Origin of the sequence: Mesorhizobium sp. M0772, from assembly GCF_040320135.1 — a bacterium.
Lineage (GTDB): Bacteria > Pseudomonadota > Alphaproteobacteria > Rhizobiales > Rhizobiaceae > Mesorhizobium.
Genome location: NZ_JAMYPB010000021.1, coordinates 23301 through 40689 on the forward strand (window position 1 = coordinate 23301; position 17389 = coordinate 40689).

Annotated in this window: 19 protein-coding genes; 11 read left to right on the forward strand and 8 right to left on the reverse strand. The window is 62.9% G+C overall.

Annotation, left to right across the window (positions count from 1 at the left end):
* The first annotated feature begins 233 nt into the window (after positions 1-233).
* Genes NKI06_RS16035 through NKI06_RS16080 form a run of 10 tightly spaced genes read left to right on the forward strand, consistent with a single transcriptional unit; the run spans position 234 to position 9462 of the window.
* A complete protein-coding gene (locus NKI06_RS16035) occupies positions 234-1016 on the forward strand; it encodes a heme-binding protein (protein ID WP_023712209.1) in 783 nt (260 codons plus the stop codon).
* Positions 1013-2890, forward strand: a complete 1878-nt coding sequence (locus tag NKI06_RS16040) for a methanol/ethanol family PQQ-dependent dehydrogenase (RefSeq protein WP_023681121.1) — start codon at positions 1013-1015, stop codon at positions 2888-2890. The genes NKI06_RS16035 and NKI06_RS16040 overlap by 4 nt, the downstream gene beginning before the upstream one ends.
* Positions 2891-2948: 58 nt before the next feature.
* Positions 2949-3740 (forward strand): substrate-binding domain-containing protein, encoded by a 792-nt coding sequence (locus NKI06_RS16045; protein ID WP_023668012.1) that lies wholly within the window; start codon positions 2949-2951, stop codon positions 3738-3740.
* Positions 3737-4270 carry a c-type cytochrome gene (locus NKI06_RS16050; protein WP_023681119.1) on the forward strand — a complete coding sequence of 178 codons (534 nt, stop codon included), beginning with the start codon at positions 3737-3739 and terminating at the stop codon, positions 4268-4270. Before NKI06_RS16045 ends, NKI06_RS16050 begins: the two co-directional genes overlap by 4 nt.
* A complete protein-coding gene (gene coxB, locus NKI06_RS16055; protein WP_023681118.1) occupies positions 4267-5280 on the forward strand; it encodes a cytochrome c oxidase subunit II in 1014 nt (337 codons plus the stop codon). The genes NKI06_RS16050 and coxB overlap by 4 nt, the downstream gene beginning before the upstream one ends.
* The gene (gene ctaD, locus NKI06_RS16060; protein WP_023681117.1) at positions 5277-7247 is read left to right on the forward strand and encodes a cytochrome c oxidase subunit I; all 1971 of its coding nucleotides are present in this window, start codon (positions 5277-5279) and stop codon (positions 7245-7247) included. Before coxB ends, ctaD begins: the two co-directional genes overlap by 4 nt.
* Positions 7244-7849, forward strand: coding sequence for a cytochrome c oxidase subunit 3 (locus NKI06_RS16065; RefSeq protein ID WP_352986143.1), 606 nt, complete (start codon positions 7244-7246; stop codon positions 7847-7849). Before ctaD ends, NKI06_RS16065 begins: the two co-directional genes overlap by 4 nt.
* On the forward strand, positions 7849-8190 hold the full coding sequence (locus NKI06_RS16070) for a hypothetical protein (RefSeq protein WP_023681115.1): 342 nt from the start codon (positions 7849-7851) through the stop codon (positions 8188-8190). The genes NKI06_RS16065 and NKI06_RS16070 overlap by 1 nt, the downstream gene beginning before the upstream one ends.
* Positions 8187-9065, forward strand: a complete 879-nt coding sequence (locus NKI06_RS16075; protein ID WP_352986145.1) for a cytochrome c oxidase assembly protein — start codon at positions 8187-8189, stop codon at positions 9063-9065. Before NKI06_RS16070 ends, NKI06_RS16075 begins: the two co-directional genes overlap by 4 nt.
* Positions 9046-9462: a c-type cytochrome gene (locus NKI06_RS16080; RefSeq protein ID WP_023668005.1), complete on the forward strand. Its 417-nt coding sequence runs from the start codon at positions 9046-9048 to the stop codon at positions 9460-9462. The genes NKI06_RS16075 and NKI06_RS16080 overlap by 20 nt, the downstream gene beginning before the upstream one ends.
* Before the next feature lies 1 nt (position 9463).
* Here the strand turns inward: NKI06_RS16080 and NKI06_RS16085 are convergent, their stop codons facing one another.
* The 8 genes from NKI06_RS16085 to NKI06_RS16120 form a co-directional block, all read right to left on the reverse strand.
* Entirely contained in the window at positions 9464-10270 is an 807-nt protein-coding gene (locus tag NKI06_RS16085; protein ID WP_352986147.1) for a lanthanide ABC transporter permease protein PedC, read from the reverse strand.
* A complete protein-coding gene (locus NKI06_RS16090) occupies positions 10267-10992 on the reverse strand; it encodes a lanthanide ABC transporter ATP-binding protein PedB/LutE (RefSeq protein ID WP_023668003.1) in 726 nt (241 codons plus the stop codon). The genes NKI06_RS16085 and NKI06_RS16090 overlap by 4 nt, the downstream gene beginning before the upstream one ends.
* On the reverse strand, positions 10989-11939 hold the full coding sequence (locus NKI06_RS16095) for a PQQ-dependent catabolism-associated beta-propeller protein (RefSeq protein WP_023714659.1): 951 nt from the start codon (positions 11937-11939) through the stop codon (positions 10989-10991). The genes NKI06_RS16090 and NKI06_RS16095 overlap by 4 nt, the downstream gene beginning before the upstream one ends.
* On the reverse strand, positions 11939-13114 hold the full coding sequence (locus tag NKI06_RS16100; RefSeq protein ID WP_023714660.1) for a lanthanide ABC transporter ABC transporter substrate-binding protein PedA1: 1176 nt from the start codon (positions 13112-13114) through the stop codon (positions 11939-11941). The genes NKI06_RS16095 and NKI06_RS16100 overlap by 1 nt, the downstream gene beginning before the upstream one ends.
* Positions 13111-13782 carry an ABC transporter ATP-binding protein gene (locus NKI06_RS16105; protein ID WP_352512460.1) on the reverse strand — a complete coding sequence of 224 codons (672 nt, stop codon included), beginning with the start codon at positions 13780-13782 and terminating at the stop codon, positions 13111-13113. Before NKI06_RS16105 ends, NKI06_RS16100 begins: the two co-directional genes overlap by 4 nt.
* The gene (locus NKI06_RS16110; protein WP_352673098.1) at positions 13782-14666 is read right to left on the reverse strand and encodes an ABC transporter permease; all 885 of its coding nucleotides are present in this window, start codon (positions 14664-14666) and stop codon (positions 13782-13784) included. Before NKI06_RS16110 ends, NKI06_RS16105 begins: the two co-directional genes overlap by 1 nt.
* Positions 14560-15381 (reverse strand): ABC transporter substrate-binding protein, encoded by an 822-nt coding sequence (locus NKI06_RS16115; RefSeq protein ID WP_245262596.1) that lies wholly within the window; start codon positions 15379-15381, stop codon positions 14560-14562. Before NKI06_RS16115 ends, NKI06_RS16110 begins: the two co-directional genes overlap by 107 nt.
* A gap of 370 nt (positions 15382-15751) precedes the next feature.
* On the reverse strand, positions 15752-16093 hold the full coding sequence (locus NKI06_RS16120) for a DUF768 domain-containing protein (RefSeq protein WP_023667997.1): 342 nt from the start codon (positions 16091-16093) through the stop codon (positions 15752-15754).
* A gap of 188 nt (positions 16094-16281) precedes the next feature.
* Between NKI06_RS16120 and NKI06_RS16125 the strand changes: the two genes are divergently transcribed.
* Positions 16282-17238: an NAD(P)/FAD-dependent oxidoreductase gene (locus tag NKI06_RS16125; RefSeq protein ID WP_352512456.1), complete on the forward strand. Its 957-nt coding sequence runs from the start codon at positions 16282-16284 to the stop codon at positions 17236-17238.
* The last annotated feature ends 151 nt before the right edge of the window (positions 17239-17389 follow it).

The window sequence follows — 17389 nt, forward strand, 5'->3', positions numbered from 1 at the left end:
TTCCGATCGCATTTTCCTGGATCAGCCGCGTTGCCTCACCGCTTGGCCTGTGGCCACGGGTATCCAGGTCCCATGCTTTGATTGAACACCTGCACCCAAATCCAACTGCACGAATTTTATGCAAAGCAGGAACATAGAAGCATTACGCGAGTTAGGCACTGACCCATTGGACGTATCCTCGCATTCTGCGGTCTGCCTGGGTGGTCCTTGTTTTGTAAACGAATGCCAGGACAATGTATCGCTCGCAGCTTTTCGTACCTCTTTTTGGCCTGCTGTTGCTGATGGGTGGCCTGTTCCACGGGCACGAGGCCATGGCGCAGGAACCCTGTCCGGCCGATCACGATAAGCTGCTTGCAGCCCTCAAAGCCAACGTGAAGGCAAGCGGCGGACCAGCCAATGGCGGCTTTGAAACCAACGAATGGGCAGCCATCGTTGCCCGTGACGGCACTGTCTGCGCGATTGCGTTCAGCGGCCCCACCCCCGACTCGCAGTGGCCGGGAAGTCGGCTCATAGCAGCGGAGAAAGCCAACACGGCCAACGGTCTCAGCCTGGCTCAGATGGCCCTCTCGACGGCCAATCTCTATGCGGGGGTGCAGCCCGGCGGACCGCTATTTGGCCTGCAGGAGACCAATCCCGTCAACCAGGCCGCGGCCTATACGGGCGATCCCAAAACGTTCGGAAGCGCCGGCGACCCGCTCGTCGGCAAGCCGATCGGAGGCGTCGTGGTGTTTGGCGGCGGACTTGCCCTCTACGACGGCAAGAGCATTGTCGGCGGCCTCGGCGTTTCAGGCGATTCCTCATGCGCCGATCACAATGTCGCTTGGCGTATCCGCGCGGCGCTCGGCTTCGACAAGGTCCCGGCAGGCGTCAATCCAAATCGCAAGGATGCCATTGTCTACGATCTGGACCCCGGCGGCAAAAGCGCTTCGGGCTGGGGCCATCCGCTTTGTGCCGGAACGGAGGCCGACATCGCGGCCGAACTCGGCGCCGGCGTGGGAGGCTCGATCAATAAATGAAAGCTATGCCCCAGTTGGCATTGACGCGCGTTGACGTAGAACGCCATACCCGCAAATTGGCTGCCGGGAATTCCTTTGGCGCTATCCTTCTGGTGACGCTGCTCGCCTGCCTGCCGCTTTTGGGCGCTGCGTCCGAGCCACCTAAAACACCAGCGATCGTACCGCCAGCCGCAGCCTCGCCACCCGATGACGGCCAATGGACGATGCCGGCCAAGAACTACGCGTCGACGCGCTTCAGCGAACTCTCCGAGATCAACGAAGGCAACGTCAAGAACCTGCAGGTCGCGTTCACGTTCTCGACAGGCGTGAACAAGGGCCAGGAAGCAGCGCCGCTGGTCGTCGGCAACACCATGTATATCGTGACGCCCTTTCCCAACTTCGTCTATGCGCTCGATCTCTCCAAGCCCGGCGCCCCGATGAAGTGGAAGTACGAACCCAATCCCGAGCCGGCGGCACAGGGGGTGGCCTGCTGCGACGTCGTCAACCGAGGGGTGGCATTCGCCGACGGGCGCATCTTTTTCAATACGCTGGACGGCCACACGATTGCCCTTGATGCGAACACGGGCAAGCCGATCTGGAACACTCATGTCGGCAACATCAACATCGGCGAGACCATCACCATGGCGCCGCTTGTGGTGAAGGGCAAAGTGCTGGTCGGCAATTCCGGCGGCGAGATGGGCGTTCGCGGCTGGGTAAAGGCGCTCGACGCCGGCGACGGTCATGTCGTCTGGATCGCCTATAGCACCGGGCCGGACAAGGACGTGCTGATCGGATCGGACTTCAAGCCGCACTACGACATGGACAAAGGCAAGGATCTTGGCGTCACGACGTGGCCGCCGGAAGCCTGGAAGATCGGCGGCGGCAACATGTGGGGCTGGATTTCCTATGATCCCGATCTGAACCTGATCTTCCACGGCACCGGCAATCCCGGACCATGGAATCCGGATTTGCGGCCGGGCGACAACAAGTGGACGTCTGGCATTTTCGCGCGCGATCCCGACACCGGCGCGGCGAAATGGTTCTATCAGTGGAGCCCGCACGACCTCCACGATTATGACGGCATCAACGAGCAGATCCTGCTCGACATGACCTGGCAGGGCAAGCCGCGCAAGGTGCTGATCCGGCCGGAGCGCAACGGCTATCTCTACATCCTCGACCGGACAACCGGCGAGGTGCTGTCGGCAAAACCGTTTGGTCCGGTCAACTCCAGCAAAGGTGTGGATCTGAAAACCGGTCGGCTGATCGTAAACCCGGACAAGAAGACCGGCACCGGCAAGGTCGTTCGCGATATCTGTCCGACGGCGTCGGGCCTCAAGGACTGGCAGCCTTCCGCGTTCTCGCCGAAGACCGGCCTGCTCTACATCCCGCACAACAATCTGTGCATGGATGAAGAAGGCGTCGAGGTGAACTACATCGCCGGCACGCCCTATGTGGGCATGAACGTCCGCATGATACCAGGGCCTGGCGGTAATCGCGGCGCCTTCACCGCCTGGGACATCGCCGCGGAGAAACCCGCCTGGAGCCTCAAGGAGAATTTCCCGGTGTGGAGCGGCGCGGTAGTGACCGCCGGCGACGTTGTGTTCTATGGCACGATGGAAGGCTGGTTCAAGGCGGTTAGCGCCAAGACCGGAGACCTGCTTTGGCAGTTCAAGACCTCGTCCGGGATCATCGGCCAGCCCATCACCTATCGCGGTCCCGACGGGCACCAATATGTCGCCATCCTCTCAGGCGTCGGCGGCTGGGCCGGCGCCATTGTATCGGGCGATCTTGACCCGCGTGACGCCACCGCCGCGCTCGGTTTCGTCAATGCCATGAAGGATCTGAAGAACGCGACAACCTCGGGAGGCACGCTTTATGTGTTCCGGCTGCCTTGATGGATTGTACTTGACCGTAGGTCCGGCGCGAAAGGCGTGTCAACGGCTGGTGATCGGCATGGCCGCCATCGCCTTCGTGTTCTTGACGGCCACAGCCGACGCACGTGAGCTGAGGGTCTGCGCCGATCCGAACAACATGCCGTTCTCCAACGCGGCCGGTCAGGGCTTCGAGAACAGGATCGCCGAAATCGTTGCGTCCGATCTCGGCGCGAAGCTGACCTATACCTGGTGGGCGCAGCGCCGCGGCTTCATCCGAAACACGCTGAAGGCCGGTCTATGCGATCTCGTGCCGGGCACGCCGAGCAACCTCGAAATGCTGCGCACCACCACGCCCTACTACCGATCGTCTTATGTCTTCGTCACCCGCAGGGACGGCCCCGACGTAGCATCGTTCAATGATCCGCGGCTGCGCGACATGCGGATCGGTGTTCAGCTCATCGGCGACGATGGCGCCAATTCGCCTCCGGTCCAGGCGCTTGGCCGCCGAGGTATCGTCGGGCACCTCGTTGGCTATCCGGTCTATGGCGATTATTCCGCCCCCAACCCGCCGGCGCGCATCGTCGAAGCGGTGGCGAGTGGCGAGATCGACCTTGCCGTGGTCTGGGGCCCCCTCGCCGGCTACTTCGCCGCCAGGCAGAAGGTGCCGCTCCGCATCACGCCGGTTGCGCCCCGCATCGACGGACCGCAACTGCCGATGATCTACGACATCTCGATGGGCGTCCGCCGCGAAGACGATGCGCTGCGCGGCGATGTCAATGGCGCCCTGTCCAGGCACAAGGTCGAGATAGATGCCTTGCTGTCACAGTATGGCGTGCCGCGCCTCGATGCCCCGGGGAGCCCGGTGCGATGAGAGCCGCGGTGGCCATGCTCCTGTTTCCAGTCCTGGCGCTCGCTGCCTGCCAGCGCGAGGAACGTGACACGCGCCCGCAATCGGCGCTCGGATCGGGCGAGCAGCCGACGCCTGTGACCACGCTGGAGCCCGGCGGACAGCGGCCCCCCGCCAGCGACAACAAGGCGGCGAGCTTCGAGGCCAACGCCTTCCACATGAGCGAAGGGAAACGGCTTTTCGGCTGGTTCAACTGTTCGGGATGCCACGCCAATGGCGGCGGCGGCATGGGGCCGGCCCTGATGGACCAAAAGTGGCTCTATGGCAGCTCGATCGAAAGCATCCATGCCACGATCCGCGACGGTCGGCCAAACGGCATGCCGAGCTTCCGCGACAAGATTCCCGACGACCAGATCTGGGAGCTTGCGGCTTTCGTGCGCTCGCTGAGCGGCAACGCGCCGTCTTCCGCCGCGCCGCAACGCAATGACGACATGATGGCGCATCCTTCGGAAAACCGCATGCCCGACGCGGCCACGCTGGGGAAGTCGCCGTGAAACGTCTCGTCTCGATGGCGTTCGCCACCGCCGGGGCTCTGTTGCTCCAGGGATGCGCGGGCTGGCAATCCGCCCTCGACCCGAAAGGTCCCGCGGCGAGCGAACTGGCATGGCTGATCTGGTTCTTCACCGCGCTCTGCGCCGTGGTGTGGGTGCTGGTGATGATCGCCCTTGTCGTGCCTTTGATGATGGGGTCGCGCGCGCAGGCGGAGCCGCTCGCGATCGAGGCCGGCGCCGACGACCGGAAGCTGCGCGCGGTGATGACCGCCGTCGGGTTGACCGCCATTGTCCTGATCGGACTGACCTTGCTGAGCTTCTTCGCCAACAGGACGCTCGCCGCGATCGGCTCGGATGCCGCGCTGACCATTCGGGTCACCGGCCATCAATGGTGGTGGGAGGTGCGCTATGAGGATGCCACGCCAAGCCGCATCCTGACCACGGCGAACGAGATCCATATCCCCGCCGGGGAACCGGTGAAGCTTCTTCTGACCTCGACCGACGTCATCCATTCCTTCTGGATTCCGAGCCTTTCGGGCAAGCTCGACCTCATTCCCGGCCACATGAACGTGCTCGACCTCAAGGCCGACAAGCCTGGTGTTTACCGAGGTCAATGCGCCGAGTTCTGCGGGGCGCAGCACGCAAACATGGGTACCTTCATCATCGCCGAGCCGCGTGCGAAGTTCGACGCCTGGTGGAACGACCAGTTGCAGCCGGCAGCTACTCCGACGGGGGACGAGGCCAAGGCCGGCCAGGATCTGTTTCTGAAGCGCCCTTGCGTGATGTGTCACAGAATAGGCGGCACGCCTGCCGGAGGAACGGTCGCCCCCGACCTCACCCATATAGCCAGCCGGCAGACGCTTGCCGCCGGGACATTGACCATGAGCCGCGGCAATCTCGCCGCCTGGATAGCCGACCCACAGGGCATCAAGCCCGGATCCCACATGCCGGTGGTGGAGCTCAGCGGCGACGAACTCAACGCCATGGTCGCCTATCTCGAGGCGCTTAAATGAGCAGCGCGGATCTCACAAGCGAACGCGACCTGCCGCGCGAAACGCCCGCCACAGGCGACGTCGCACCCGAGCATGACGGACCGCGCGACACCGGCATGGACGATGCCAGCCTGGATCGCTGGCTGGCGCGGACATGGCGCACGCCCCCCGGCATCATCGGCGCGCTGTCGAGCGTCGACCACAAGGTCGTCGCACGGCGCTATCTGATCACCGCCTTCGTGTTTCTGTGCCTGGGCGGGCTCAACGCTGTCGCCATGCGCATCCAGCTCTCAGGGCCGCAGCGCGGTCTGATCGGCCCGGACCTCTACAACCAGCTGTTCACGATGCATGGTGTGACCATGATGTTCCTGTTCGCCGTGCCCATCGTGCAGGCGACAGGCATCTATCTCGTCCCGCTGATGGTCGGCAGCCGCAACATCGCCTTTCCCCGCCTGAACGCGTTCAGCTACTGGATCTATGTTTCGGGCGGCATATTCGCCTGGGTGTCTTTCGCGCTCAACATGGCGCCCGACGTCGGCTGGTTTGCTTATGTGCCGCTGTCAGGCCCCGAATTCGCGCCGGGCAAGCGGGCCGACGTCTGGGCCCAGATGATCACTTATACAGAAGTATCCTCCCTGGCCGTCGCGGTGGCAACCATCGTCACCGTGTTCAAGCAGCGAGCCCCCGGCATGTCGCTGGACAGGATTCCGCTCTACGTCTGGGCAATGCTGGTTACCTCCTTCGTCGTCGTCTTCGCCATGCCCGCGGTGATGATCACCTCGACCTTCCTGATCCTCGACCGGCTGGTCGGCACACATATCTTCAACCCGGCCGAGGGCGGCGACGCACTGCTCTTCCAGCATCTGTTCTGGTTCTTTGGCCATCCCGAGGTCTACATCATCTTCCTGCCGGCGACGGGCATGGTCTCCGCGATCATCCCGGTCTTCGCCCGGCGTCCCGTGTTCGGGCATCTCGGGCTGGTCTTGTCGCTGATCGCCGTCGGCTTCCTTTCGTTCGGCCTCTGGGTCCATCACATGTTCGCGACGGGACTACCCAAGCTCGGCGCCAGCTTCTTCACCGCGTCGAGCATGCTGATCGCCATCCCCAATGGCGTTCAGATCTTCTGCTGGCTGGCGACCTTGTGGGACGGCAGGCCGGTGATCCGCACGCCGCTGCTGTTCGTGTTCGGCTTCTTTTTCATCTTCGTCATCGGCGGCCTCACCGGCGTCATGCTCGCTTCGGTGCCGCTGGACCTCCAGGTGCACGACACCTATTTCGTCGTCGCCCATTTCCATTACGTGCTGATCGGCGGTTCGGTCTTCCCGCTGCTGGGCGCGGCCTATTTCTGGTTCCCCAAGATCAGCGGCCGCATGATGAGCGAGCGTCTCGGGCGCTGGCATTTCTGGCTGGCTTTCATCGGCTTCAACGCGGCTTTTTTCCCAATGCATCTCGTCGGGCTCTGGGGCATGCCACGCAGGGTCTACACCTATCCGGCCGAGCTTGGCTGGGGCAACATCAACCTGTTCATCAGCGCCGGCGCGGTGCTCTTTTTCCTCAGCTTCGTACTGTTCACGTTCAATCTTGTACACGGCGCGTTGAAGGGCGCACTGGCCGGAAACAATCCCTGGGATGCCGGTACGCTCGAATGGGCGACGTCTTCGCCGCCGCCAAGCTATAATTTCGCGCGGATACCGATTGTCACGCATGTCGAGCCGCTCTGGGCCGAACGGGAGGCGCTGCCTGTGGCGACCGGACTCCGCGTCGATGTCCGTGAGTTGTTGATCTCAACCGTGGCGGAAGCCCATCCCGACATTCGCGAGAAATCGGCGACACCGTCGATCTGGCCGCTGCTGGCGGCAATCGCCGTCGGCGGTACGTTTGTCTATTCGATCTTCACGCCCTGGGCGATCGTCTGGGGCGCCGCGCCGATCGCCATCACCTTGATCGGCTGGTTCTGGCCCAAGGACGACCCGGAGGATGAGGGATGAGTGAGCGTCCCAGCTTGGATCTTTCGGACCTCCCAACCTTTGGACATGGTCCGCGCAGCCCGACCTGGTGGGGAACGCTCGGCTTCATGGCGCTGGAAGGCATGGGCTTTGCGTTGGCCGCCGGCGCTTATCTCTATCTCGCCACTTTGTGGCCCAACTGGCGTCTAAGCGCCCCGCACCCCAACCATTGGCCCGGAACGATCGTCACCATCCTGTTCATTATCAGCGTGGTGCCGAATCACATCCTCCACGGCCATGCCAAGCAATGCGCGATCGTACCGGTCCGGATCGGGCTGGTGGTGATGTCGCTGCTCGGTCTGGCCCCGCTTGTCGTGCGCTGGTTCGAATTCCCTGCGCTGAACATCTACTGGGACACGAACGCCTATGGCTCGATGCTCTGGGTGCTGCTCGGGCTGCACACCACACACCTGATCACCGATGTCGGCGACACCATCGTTTTGACGGTGCTGATGCTCACACGCCATGGCTATAGCGGCCGGCGCTTCGGCGATGTCGGCGATAATGTCTTCTATTGGGATTTCGTGGTGCTGACCTGGATCCCGATCTATCTGCTCATCTACTGGATGCCGAGGCTAGGCTGATGCGTGCGTTGAAAATGGGAACGTCCTGGGGTGGTCTTCTGTCGGGGCCGATGGCTTGGGCAATCTCGACGCAGCTGAACTACGCACTCGTACCATGGCAGTGCAACCGCCAGGTGCCGGTGGTGCTTCCCGTGGCACTGGTGCTCGCCGTGCTTTCGCTGCTCGGCGGTGCCTTGTCATGGCGGGCGAAGCGGCAGGGCGGCGCCGCCTTCAAGCCTGAGCGCACGCGCAGCACCGAGCAGTTCGTCGCCGATCTCGGCATGCTTGCGGCATTGCTGTTTGCCCTCGTCATCATCATGCAAGGCAGCGCGGCTCTCATTCTCGACGAGTGCCTGCGATGAGCTTCGACGCGTTCTTCTCGACCTCGATCTGCTACGGCGCCGGCGCGCCCGAGGCCGGATGGACGCTCCCATTTCCCATCACGTTTCCGCTGGCCGCGATTGCCTTCCTTTATACCATCGGAGCGACTCGGTTGTGGCGCCGCAGCAGCCGAGGCCGTCCCGAGCGGATGCGGCAGGCGTTGTTTTTCGCCGCCGGTTGGGGCGTGCTGACGGCAGCACTGGTCAGCCCCATCCATGCGCTCGGCGAGCGGGTGTTTGCCGCCCATATGATCGAGCATGAACTGCTGATGGCGGTGGCGGCGCCCCTCCTTGTCGCCGCTTGCCCAGGCGCAGTCCTGCTCTGGTCCTTGCCGGCCGCACTTCGCCGCGGAACGGGCAAGCTCACGCGCGCAAAGACGCTGCAATCGGTTTGGGCCCTGGTGATCCGCCCCCTCAACGCGACGATCATTCACGGCGTCGCCATCTGGATCTGGCACATTCCGGCGTTGTTCCAGGCAGCGCTCCAGCAGGGCTTTCTTCATTATGCCCAGCATGCGAGCTTCCTCGGCACAGCCTTGCTGTTCTGGTGGGCGCTCCTACCGCGCCCCGGTCGGCAGCAGACCTATGGCAACTCCGTCATGCATCTTTTCTTCACCTCGCTTCATACCGGCCTGCTCGGTGTCCTGCTGCTGATGTCGCCCAAACTCTGGTATCCGGAGAATGGCGCCGGCGCGGCATTGTGGGGACTGACCGCGATCGAGGACCAGCAGCTCGCCGGATTGGTAATGTGGGTTCCGGCCGGCTTGATCTATGGCGGCGCCGCCTTGCTGCTCGCCGGCCTCTGGATAAGCAGCAGCGCAACCAGGGAGGCAACACATGCGTTCCGACCTGGTTAGGCTGATCGGGGGCGCCCTTGCCGCAATCCTGCTGCTGACCGCGGCTGTCGCAGCCGCGACTTTGTGGTCCGACCGGCGCGAGCGCGTCCGGCACGAGTCGGATGCAGCGACCGGGGGCGTAGGCGCTCGCGCCATTCCAATCATGACGGCGAATGGCTGCTCCGGCTGCCATACGATACCCGGCGTGCCGGGTGCGCAAGGCCAGGTCGGACCCCGCCTGGACGGTGGCCTTGCCGACAGGGTCTTTATCGGTGGCCTGCTGGCAAACAATCCGGAGAACATGGTCCGCTGGATACGCTCGGCGAGGGAAGTCAATCGGCACACGGCCATGCCGTCGACGAGGATCACCGAGCAACAGGCGCGGGACATCGCCGCTTATCTCTACGCGTTGAAGTAATTCATCCCTCGCCGCGGCGCCGGGACCACAAGCCCCGGCCGGGGTCATAGCCGATGACCGCCGCGAGGAAGAAGGCGATGAGGCAGCCAAGGACCACAATCGCCGCGACAGGATCGAACCGCAGATAGAGCGCGAAGCGTATCAGCTCGACCGCCGAGCTGAACGGGTTCCAGGCGGCGATTGTTGCCAGCACCGGTCCCGCCTCGGCAAGCCGCCACAGCGGATAGAGCGCCGTCGAGGCAAAGAACACCGGAAAGATGACGAAATTCATGACACCGGCAAAGTTCTCCATCTGTGTCGAAACCGAGGAGACAAGCAGTCCGAACGCGCCAAGCATGAGGCCCGCCAGCACGAGCGCCGGAAATACCGCGACGTAGCCGAGAACGGGCGGCCGCACATCCCAGAAACGCGCGATCAACAGAAACAAATAGACCAGCGGCACGCCGACGATCACGCTGGCCAGCAGGCGCGCCGCAAGCAGGTACCAGCGCGGCAATGGTGCGGTCAACAACAAGCGCATGCTGCCCATCTCGCGATCGTAAACCATGGCCAGCGAACTCGCCATGGCATGGAAGAGCAGCATCATGGCCGCTAGCCCAGGCACCACATATACGTCATAGAGAACATAGGTCTGGTAGGGTGGCGTGATCGACAGACCGAGAACGGAGCGGAAGCCAGCGGCAAAGATTGCCAGCCAGACCAGCGGCCGTACCATCGCCGAGAGCAGCCGGCCGCGTTGCCGCAACGTGCGCAGCATCTCCCTGCGCAGGATGCCATTGAGCGCGCGCACCGCGTGAGACGTTTTCATTCGGACTCCGTCAGCGACGCGAAGGCCTCGCCCGTGCTCGCTACAGCGAGATCGGCAGCCAGCCGATCGGCGCGGCCGGCCCACCGGATTGTGCCTCGATGCAGCACCACCACATCGTCATCCGCCTTCAGTTCTTCCAGAAAATGTGTTGCCCACAGGACGGCAATGCCGCGCTCGCGGCAAAGCTCCCGCACGTGCCGCTCAAGCGCGCGGCGGCCCGGCACGTCGAGCCCGGTGGTCGGCTCATCCAGCAGCAAAAGGCGTGGGCTATGCATCAGAGCGCGTGCTATCTCGACACGGCGACGCTGCCCCCCGGAAAGCGCTCGGGCAGGATCGTCGATCCTGTCCAGCACGTCCAGCCGGCCGAGTTCGTGGATGGAGCGCTCCTTGCTCAAGGCCTGGCTAAGCCCATGCAAGGCCGCGTGGTAACGCAGGTTCTCGCCAGCCGTCAGATCGAGATCGAGGGTTGGCAACTGGAAGACGACGCCCATCTGCGCCAACGCGGCGGACGGGTTGACATCCATCGCCTGGTCGAAGACATGCACCGAGCCGGAGCGGGCGTGATAAAGACCGGTGATCAGCGAGAACAACGTCGTCTTGCCGGCGCCGTTGCGGCCTAGCAAGATGCACATCCTGCCTTGGGCCACAGAGAAAGAGACGCCGTCGAGAACCCGCCGGTTTCCGAAACTATGGCCCAGATTCTCGACCGACAAGGCGTTCATGGCCCGATCACGACGCCCCACGGCCCCCGCCCTACCGGCAGCGATTTCACCACCTCCTGGTTTTCCAGATCGATAAACGAAATATCGCCGGAATTCCCGTTTGCGCTGACCAGGCGCTTCTCGTCGCCGGAGAGCGCAACGTGCCAGGGTCGTTGACCAACAAGGTAGAGCCGACGGACCGCCAGCGTTTTCACATCGACTTCCGCAATCCTGTTGGCGGGGCCGAGCGCCACATAGACGGTCGTGCCATCGCGGGACGTCGCCATGCCGACCGCCTGCACACCCTCGCGTCGTATACCCGGCACCTCGAACTCGACTTTGCCAGTCTGCGCGCGCGTTGCCGTGTCGAAGACGGTGACGGTGCCCCGGATCTCCGAGGACACCCAGAATTGCTTACCGTCCGGCGAGAATAAAGCCGCGCGCGGCCGGGTATCGACCAGCAGATTGTCGACGAGTTCAAGCGTGCCTGCGTCGATCAGATGCACCATGCTGGTGGTCTCCGAAGTGCAGGCGACATAGCGGCCGTCGGCGCTGGCCGCCATTCCTTCCGGTTCGACGCCGACATCCACGGTGCCGATGACCTTGGCCGCGGCGATGTCCACCACCGACACCAGATTGTCATTCTCGTTGGCGACGAACAGCCGCTTGCCATCGGGATGGACTGCGAAGAATTCCGGATCGGCTCCCGAAGGCAATTCCCCGACGACCCGCCGCTTCGCGACGTCGACCACGTCGATGCGGTTGTCGTCGCCTTCCGCGACGAACAGCATCTTGTTGTCGATCGACAGTGCCAGCCCGCGCGGACGGCGGCCGACATCGATCGTCGCCAGCAAAGTCATTGTCACGCCGTCGACGACCGCGACGGTATTATCCTGCTCATTGGAAACGTAGATGGTCTCGGCGGCGGCGGGAGCAGCAAGAGCGAACGCCGCCAACAACAGCGTCATCAGAACTTGCATGTGCTCTCCTCCAGGTCGATGCCCAGCGTGTCGAGCGGCGTGCGCTGATGCAGGAAGCCCGGTTGCGGTGAGCTGGAAATCAAGAGGCGAGGCCCGGCGATCAAAATGGGCTGGCGCATCTGTCCGTCCCAGGGACGGAAACTAAGCCCCTGCCCCTTGAAGCCAGCGAGAAGAAACGCGTCGCCGCGTATATATCTGCCGATTGCCGCGGGATCGAGACTGTGCAGGCGCGTCGCCGCTTCGCCGATACTGCGCACAGCGAGCCAGGCCGCGTAGTCGCTGGGCAACATCCAGCGCCCTGCCTGCCTGTGGAAACGGTCCTGCAGTTGCGTGGCGCCCCATTCCTCGCTGACAGCGCTCCAGCCTGTGGCGACAAGCCCTTGCGTGCCGGCGACGATTCTCGGCAGCGCAGTGCGGCCCTCCAGATAGGCGCCGAATTCATCCGCCTCGTCGGCGACCACGAGCACATCATAGTCGCTGACCTGCGTGACCGCCGGTATTTCGGTCTGCAGCGTGACATGCCCTGTATCGGCACGTCCGTTGGCGGGCCTGAATGTCCACGGCTGGTCGATCGTGATCTCGGCTCCGAAGCGAGCCGCCGCCCGTCGAAAGGCCGCAGCCATCGCCTGATCCTGCGAATGCGGCCCCACAAGCAGGAACCAACGCTGCCAGCGCTTCCAGGCGAGATATTGCGCCAGCCCGTCGGCGAGCATGGCGCGGCTCGGGATCGTGTGCAGGACGTTCCCACGGCAGTCCTGCTGGCGAAGCACGTCGTCCGGCGCCCGGCTGTTGAGCAACGTCATCTGCTCGGCACCGGGCGCGGCACTGGCCTGTAGAAGCTGACTGGCGTCGAGATCGGCGACGACAAAGGCGATGCCGGCATCGGCGAATTGTCTTACCGCGTCGTCCGGCGTTTCGGTTGGTTTCAATATCCTTTCCTCCAGCCGAAATTTCTGCCCAAGAAACCGGCCGGTGCTTTCGTCGTCGGCAATGCCGAGCCGTGCGCCTTGCAGGCCGTCGTCGGTCACGGTTTCATCAAGGGGTCCAAGGGGCAGAGCCGGTTTGCGCTCCTGGCCGATATACCCGATCACCATCGTCTGTTGCTCGGTGGCGCCAGGGCCGGTGATCAGCAAAAGAAAGAGAAGGCCCAGCAACAGTCTCATTGTGTCGCCCCCAGCCCAAAGCGCGACGATCCCGCTTCATCGCCACGAGAGATTGCGACATCGCGCACGATGCGGGCCGGCGATCCCTCCAGAACAATAACCCGATCACCCAGCGACGAGGCATATGCGAGATCATGCGTAACCAGCAGCGTGGTAGTCCGCCGACTGGCGAAACAATCCTGCAGCAGGCGGCGCATGTCTTGCGCGGTCGCCTCGTCGAGTGAAGCGAATGGCTCGTCGAGGAGCAGGAGCGCAGGCTCCACGGCGAGCGCCCGGGCAAGCGCTACGCGCCGCGCCATGCCGCCCGAGAGTCGCTGCGGATAGCTCTTCTCATTGCCTTTCAGGTCGACAGCGGCAAGCCACCGGGCCGCATCGGGCGCGCGATCCGGGATGGCCATCTCTACATTGCGCAAGGCGGTGAGCCAGGGCAGCAGCCTCGGTGTCTGGAACAGCATGCCTATCGGAAGCGGTCGTCCGCTCACGCTGCCGCGAAATTCGCGGTCGACGCCCGAAACGATCGACAGCAGCGTCGACTTGCCGACACCGGAAGGGCCGGTCAGGACGCAGACCTGTCCGTCGGCTATATCAAGCGACAGCGCGCGAAAGATCGTCCGGCGCTGTCCGTCGTCACCGGGGAAAGTCTTGTCCTCGATCCTGATCCTCAGCATCAGCGTCGCCAGGCGAACAGACGACGTTCCAACGGCACAAGCAGTCCATACTCTATGGCAAGCATCACAACGCCGAAGCTGATCGCATAGGCAAGGATGTGGGTGACGTCGAAGTTCTGAAAATAGACCTGTAGCTGGAACCCGACGCCGTTGGAGCGGCCGAGCAGTTCGGCGAGCAACACGATCTTCCACGTCAATGCCAGCCCGCTGCGCAGGGTGACGAGAAAGAACGGCGCCAATTGCGGCAGCACGACATGCTGCAGCTTTGCAGCACGCCCGAAGCGATAGAGCTCAGCCATTTCGGCAAAGTCCTTGTCCAGCCGGCTGGCGCCTTCACGAATAGTCACCACGACATTGGGGATCTTGTTGAGCGCGACCGCAAGGACAAGCGCAGTCTCGGCAAGACCAAGCCAGATATAAATTAGAATGACCGTGATCAGCGCCGGCATGTTGAGGAGTAACACGATCCAAGGCCTCATCCATATGTCGGCTCTGTGCGAGCGGCCTGCCGCGTAGCCAAGGGCCGCGCCGATGACTATTGCCGACCCGAGGCTTGCCACGACGCGCGCAAGCGAGATGCCCAAATGGTATGGCAGCTCGCCCCGAACCACTTCGTGCAGGAGAACCGAAACAACCTGGACCGGACCAGGAAACAGCCGATCGGCGGCGATCGATGATGCAATCTGCCAGACGAGCACCATGGTCAGCAATGCCGCAGTGGATTGACAACGCTGCATTGTGAGGGGGAACGCTGGGACATCGGTCATTGGCGCGAGCTCAAGCCGGTATGGCCCGGAAGACACCAGGATCGAGGCTCGTCGCCTTGCCGACCAGATCCTCGCCGCCCAATTCGGCCAGGATTGCAAACAACCGGGCCGCGCCATCACGTTCGTCTTTGCCGAACCGACGAGGGATTCCGGCTCGATAGGCGGCGCGTAGCGCCGCCTGTAGGTGAGGATCGTCCGTGCCCAATTGGGGCGCGAGCACCCGCCATTCGTCGTCCGAAGACTCGAGCAGCGACTTCGCTGCCGCGGTCGCGCTCGTGAATCGCGCGAGGGCTATCGGGTTGGCCCGCGCCCAGCTTTCATGGAAGACGTAGCCGAGCATCGGCAAGTCCACGGATACGCCAAGCCCCTGCAGGATTTGCGCGACACTGAGCAGAGGCCTTGCCCCCTCTGACTCGAGACGGGCGGCGAAATTCCAGAACGTCAGCAGTGCATCCAGTCGCCCCGCCAGAAATTCCTGCTCCAACAAAGGCGGCGCGCCGAACACTGGCTCCACCTCTTCAGCAAGATCGCGCTTCACCTGACGGAGGCCGAGCGCGCGCAACAGGATCCAGCTTTTGTCCAGCGGACCACCTGCGATCCCCAGCCTTTTGCCCTTGAGGTCCGCAAGAGTTCGAATGGGCGAGCCTTGCGGCAGTTCCAGCGCGCCGACGGCACGAGAATAGGGATAAAAGACCAGATCAGCGCCTTCGCTGCGCTGGCGCATGACCCACACCCAGTCCGAAACGATGACGTCGACGCTGCCGGCCAGCAATGCGGTCTTACCGGCTTCGGTACCGGCAAGCCGCTGAGCCTCGATTGATACGCCGTGCATGGTGTCCAACGCATGTCGCCGCATGACGTCAACTTCCCAGGCGGCGGTGCCAAATCCCAGCACGCCAAATCGCACGAGCGGCGATGGCTGTGGCGCGGCTTCTGCGGAAGCACCCAATAGCCAGCAACAAATACCCGCAAGAGCGGCCCGCCGCGAGATGTGACCCTGATCATGCCGGGTCAGCCATTCGCCTGGAAGGGTAGCAGTCAGCACGGGCGCACCGGGTGTGAAGGAACTTTCCTAACGCCGTGGCGGCAGGAATGTTCCTCAATGGTGCATGGAACTAACGGGAAAGCACCTAAGGTCCGTTTTTCAGCTCGTATAGCAGCCCGGGGGGCTTGTTCAGGCGAACAGAAGAAGGTGTCAGGGGCTACGGTCCGCTCTTGGCATCATCGACCTCCAACGCGTCCATTACAGGTGCCGGATCGCTCTTTTCGGAGCTCGGGCTCTGCACCCCGGACCCGGCGTTCTCGATCGCTTGCACGATAGCATCTTCGATGTTTCCGAGTTCGTCCTCCCTTACTTCACGCCCATAACCAGCCACCTCGGCATCTTGCTCGAATTGCTGAGCGAGCACCGCGACGCTGACTTCCTCTCGACCAGGAAGTGTGCCGACATTCTCCTGTAGCCAGTTTTGAAAAAACTCTCTGGTCGCGCTCATCTCAGACCACCCTTTCGCCAAACTAAGCGCGACGATGAGCCGAAGTTCCATGATGCGTTCACTTTCCCAGTGGCGCTGTACTCACAGCGTTGGGAGCCACGAGGTTTTTGCAGGCTTGATGAGGCAGTGGCCTTTCTCTTCACGACTCGATTGGAGTTCACTCTTATCGCGCAGTGTGCATCCTGATTGCGTCCATTTCGACCCTGTGGAACAAGCCTGTTGAGTTGAAGTTAGGCCCTATGCCAAGCTTTTCGGGCGAACCAAGTTTTTCGGGCAAACAAGTTTTTGACGTTGCCATCGTCGGCGGCGGCCCCGCGGGGCTCGCTGCAGCCATGTATTTAGCCAGGTTTCTGCGTTCGGTGATCTCGCTCGACGCGGGGCATGCGCGTGCCAAGCTCATCCCAAAATCCCGCAACTGTCCCGGCTTCCCCGACGGCATCAGCGGGGAAGAACTGCTCGGCCGCCTACGAGCCCAGGCACAGCTATACGGCGCGAGCCTTGTCCATGGTTGCGTAGGCCACGCCGAAAAACGCGAGGGTTTTTTTGTCCTGACGACCACCTGCGGGATTGTCCAAGCAAGGCGCGTGATTCTGGCAACGGGCATTGTGGACAAGGCACCTCCCATTGAAAGACTGGAGGAGGCGATCGCAACCGGCATTGTCAGACTGTGCCCGGTTTGCGATGCATATGAGGCCCGGGGTAGCCGCATCGGCGTTGTTGGTCCGGAGCATCTCGCCGTCAGGGAGGCTCTGTTCCTGAAGGGATATGGCAGTCAGGTCGCCTTGCTCGCCAATAACCAGGATGATGTTTCCGAAGCTGCCCGCGGCGCCGCCTTGGCAGGCGGAGTTGAAATCTGGGACGCTGTCGATGACCTGATCCCTCGACGAACCGGGTTCGATGTCGTCATGGCCGAGGGCGCCCCGATGCGCAACATCGATGTGGTGTACCCTTCGATGGGCAGCGACGTACGCTCCGAACTCGCGGTTGCTCTGGGGGCTAACTGTGACGCAGAAGGCTATGTCCTGGTCAACCGACACCTTGAGACTTCAACGCCAGGACTCTATGCCATTGGCGACGTGGCCGAGGGGCTCAATCAAATTGCTGTTGCGTTCGGAGACGCCGCCAAGGCTGGAACTCACATTCATAACGACCTCCGCGATTGCGCCGAGCCCGCGACGAACTTCCGGCGAAGTTGACCTGCAGATGCGAACGCACCGTACCGGCTCACCTTTGGCTGCGTTGATGCCCGGAACCTGTTCCACCCGGCGTGAGACTACCGGCTTCGGCTTTGCTAGAGTTCTCCCAGGCGCAGCCGCTGGGTTGATGGACGGGCACGCGCTGGCGAAC